The sequence below is a fragment of the Aquiflexum sp. genome, from assembly GCF_041749095.1.
In the GTDB taxonomy this organism is placed as follows: Bacteria; Bacteroidota; Bacteroidia; order Cytophagales; family Cyclobacteriaceae; genus Aquiflexum.
In genome coordinates this window covers 1-3,632 of record NZ_JBGTCA010000510.1, presented here as the reverse complement: position 1 = coordinate 3,632, position 3,632 = coordinate 1, and the positions used below count along the sequence as shown (strand labels likewise).

Sequence of the window (3,632 nt, the reverse complement as noted above, 5' to 3'; positions counted from 1 at the left end):
CTTTCCGGGTGAAGGCTTCCAATAATGACGGGTTATGGAATGAAGAAGGAGCATCAGTCACCATCAGCATCCTTCCCCCATGGTGGGGGTCCTGGTGGGCTTATGTAGGTTATAGTTTCTTATTTCTGATGGGCTTATTGCTTGCACAACGGGAGATTGTCCGACGGGAGAGGCTTAAGGGAAGCATGCGTATCCAGCAGGTGGAGGCAGAAAGGCTACGGGAGATGGACACCCTCAAATCCCGCTTTTTCTCCAATATATCCCACGAATTCCGTACGCCATTATCCCTGATACAGGGTACTGTGGAGGATTTTTTACGGCAGGAAAAGCCTCTTGCAGATAGGATTTTGAGCTATAAGCTTATTCACCGAAGTGCCGATCGGTTGCTTCAGTTGGTCAATCAGCTCTTGGATCTTTCACGTTTGGAAGCGGGCAAATTGCACCTTCAACTTAAACCTGGAGAAATCGTGGGGTATTTAACCTTGATGGCTAGCTCATTCTCTTCCTTATTTGAAAACAAGGGATTACAATATAGGTTTATTCTACCAATGGAGTCGCTGTGGGTAATGTTCGATGAGGATAAACTGGAGAAAATCCTTTCAAATCTGCTCTCCAATGCCTGCAAATTCACGCCAACAGGTGGTGAGGTAACACTTGAAATAAAAGAAGAGCGGCATGATTCTGCAACAGCATGGTTGAGTATTTCCGTCCGGGATACCGGTATTGGCATTCCTAAAGAACTAATTTCCCGTGTGTTTGAACGCTTTTTTCAAGCTGACCTTTCTGCGACCAGAACATTTGAAGGGACAGGTATCGGGTTAGCGCTTACCAAAGAATTGGTAGAACTGCAGGGAGGCACTATCAGCGTGGAAAGTATATCCGGTGAAGGAAGTCAATTCCTGATAGTTCTTCCCTTTCAGGTTATCGAGGTTCCGGAGTCAAAACCTCAGGAGGAAATATTTTTCAATAAAGAGGAACAATCATGTCAGAAATCCCAATTTTTATCTGAATTATCCATTGAAAGTGATCAAGAGCAAAAACCTAAAAAAGACCAAACTATTGTATTGGTAATAGAGGACAATGCCGATCTCCGTCATTTTATTAAAAATAGCCTACCGGCTGAGTTTGCTATTTATGAGGCAAGGGATGGGAATATTGGGTGGAAAAAGGCATTGGAATTGGGACCTGACTTGATCATCAGTGATGTAATGATGCCTGGCTTAGATGGGATCAATCTCTGCCAACGGCTGAAGACGGATGTCCGCACCAGTCATATAGCGGTAATTCTATTGACAGCAAAAGCAGACATTGACAGCAAAATGGCAGGTTTGGAAATCGGAGCGGATGAGTATCTGACCAAGCCTTTTAGCATTAAGGAATTGGAATTGCGGGTACTTAATCAAGTGGCCTACCGCAAACGGTTGAGGGAGCGATTCAGCCGCTCTATATCTTTGGATCCTATGGAAACTGATGTCAATTCTGTCGATGAGCAATTTTTACAAAAAGTAATGGGGATATTGGAAGCCCATGTAGCCGACCCTTCGTTTGACCTTTACTTATTCGGTCGTGAACTTGGTCTTAGCCGGGTACACCTTCACCGTAAGTTGAAATCACTTACCGATCAATCTCCCGGTGATCTGATCCGCACCTTCCGGCTCAAAAAAGCTGCCAACTTGATGGAGCAGCAAGCAGGAAATATCAGTGAGGTGGCTTATGCAGTAGGATTCAATAGCCTTACCTACTTTGCAAAATGTTTCAAAAATTTTTATGGACAAACCCCTTCTGAATATGTTGCAGCTATTCGTAAGAATAAAGTTGAACAAACCTGATGATCAATTTTAGGTCAAATAGGCACTTCTATTTTGCATGCTTTTTTTTTTGGAATATAGGTAATGACCTACCAATGACATAATTCGGAGCAGCCGTCATGACGTAGGAAGCATCTCATGAGGATCCGAAAATGCTAAATTTAAACATAAATAGAACCTCTGGAGATCCTTCGTGCCTACCAATGACGTAAATGTTGGGGCCGTCACTCTGACGAAGGAAGAGTCTCTCACCTGAGGCTTAGGAGATTCTTCGTACCTCAGAATGACGGCTGCCTAAAGGTTAACTTGATGTCATTCCTTTTCTGAACATTTTAAAAATGTTGGGGACTCGGGATGACGAGAAACCTGATGTCATTACCCTTTCTGAACATTTTTAGTAATGTTGAATACTAGGGATGACAGATTTATTCCTATTTGAACAATGATGATACAATTTTTTGACTATTGGGAACAATTGTGCTAAAACCTGACTCCGACTTTTTAATAATTTTATATTCAAAATTGATAACCTTTATACATCCACCCCAAATCAATGTTATGAAACGATCTGCAAAAATCATTTTCTGTTTGCTAGGTGTCTTGTTCTTAGCAAATATTGGCATTGCCCAGGATACCACCGAAGTAGTTACAGTCTGGCTCAAGCAACATTCCATTCCTGTTAAATACATAGAAGCGGGAAATGATTTTTCAGACTTACTACCCCTGAAAAAAATACTTCAGGATGTACAGATAGTTGGCCTTGGAGAAGCCACACACGGTACGAAGGAGTTTTTCCAGATCAAGCACCGCCTGATGGAGTTTCTGGTAACACAGATGGACTATACAGCCTTTGCCCTTGAAGCCAGTTACTCAGACTGCCAACCTATTAACGACTACATTCTCACTGGCAAAGGAGACCGGGCTAAGGTACTCACAGGATAGGGGATAATGGCCTGGGATACAGAAGAATTTTCAGCCATGCTGGATTGGATGAGGGCTTATAATCAAAAAGTGCCGGATGAAAAGAAAATACGGTTTTATGGGATAGAAGTAATAAGTACTCAGGGAACAGGAAGGGAAAAGGTGCTGGATTATATTAATAAATACGCTCCGGAAAAAGCAGCTTTCACGGATTCGCTCTTTCGGGTGTTGGCCAGTGAAGACGAAAAGTGGCCTGCGCGGCTAGATCAAGGCGTTTTACAATCAGCTTTTATTCCCTTGCAGGCGTTATTAAGCTATTTTACCACGAACAAAAACAAGTTGGTCACTTCTTCATCCCTGAATGAATGGAAGCAGACCTATAAATACCTCGAAGTGATGGAACAGGGGCTATATGTTAACGTGACAGATATACCTCCTGCTTTTTCTTCAAAAAGGATGGGGCGGGATGAGTATTCAGCACAAAACGTATTTTATATCATGGAAGAAAGACCGGGCACCAAGATTATGATTTGGGAACACAATGTTCATATTGCACATAGTCCGGAAGATAAAACACTTGGTTATAATTTGCACCAAAAGCTTGGTGAGAGGTACTATGGGATTGCCTTTGAGTGTTATGAAGGTACATTCCAGGCAAGGGAACTGGAGCCTGATGGCTATTGGGGCGAACTTAAAGCCGATACCCTACTACCGGTTCAGAAATCTCTAGGGTGGTATTTTACACAGGCAGGCAAGGAGAAGGTGTTTATTGATTTACGTATCTCTCCTTCTAATCCCGTTGTTGAAAATTGGCTGACCACACCTATCCGCATGAATGCTGGTTCTTGGAAATATAGAAGCGCTCATGAAAACTTTGAGACAAGAAAAATAAAAGATTTGTAT

The 3,632-nt window shown here is 42.5% G+C and carries 3 protein-coding genes; all 3 read left to right on the top strand.

Annotation, left to right across the window (positions count from 1 at the left end; all coding sequences use genetic code 11):
• Positions 1 to 1,829: ATP-binding protein (locus tag ACEW8O_RS23205; protein ID WP_373497013.1), on the top strand; the 1,829-nt coding region annotated here is incomplete at its 5' end.
• A 537-nt stretch (positions 1,830 to 2,366) separates the two neighbouring features.
• Positions 2,367 to 2,750: a hypothetical protein gene (locus ACEW8O_RS23200; RefSeq protein ID WP_373497012.1), complete on the top strand. Its 384-nt coding sequence runs from the start codon at positions 2,367 to 2,369 to the stop codon at positions 2,748 to 2,750.
• A 6-nt stretch (positions 2,751 to 2,756) separates the two neighbouring features.
• A partial coding sequence (locus ACEW8O_RS23195; RefSeq protein WP_373497011.1) for an erythromycin esterase family protein occupies positions 2,757 to 3,632 on the top strand: 876 nt, incomplete at its 3' end.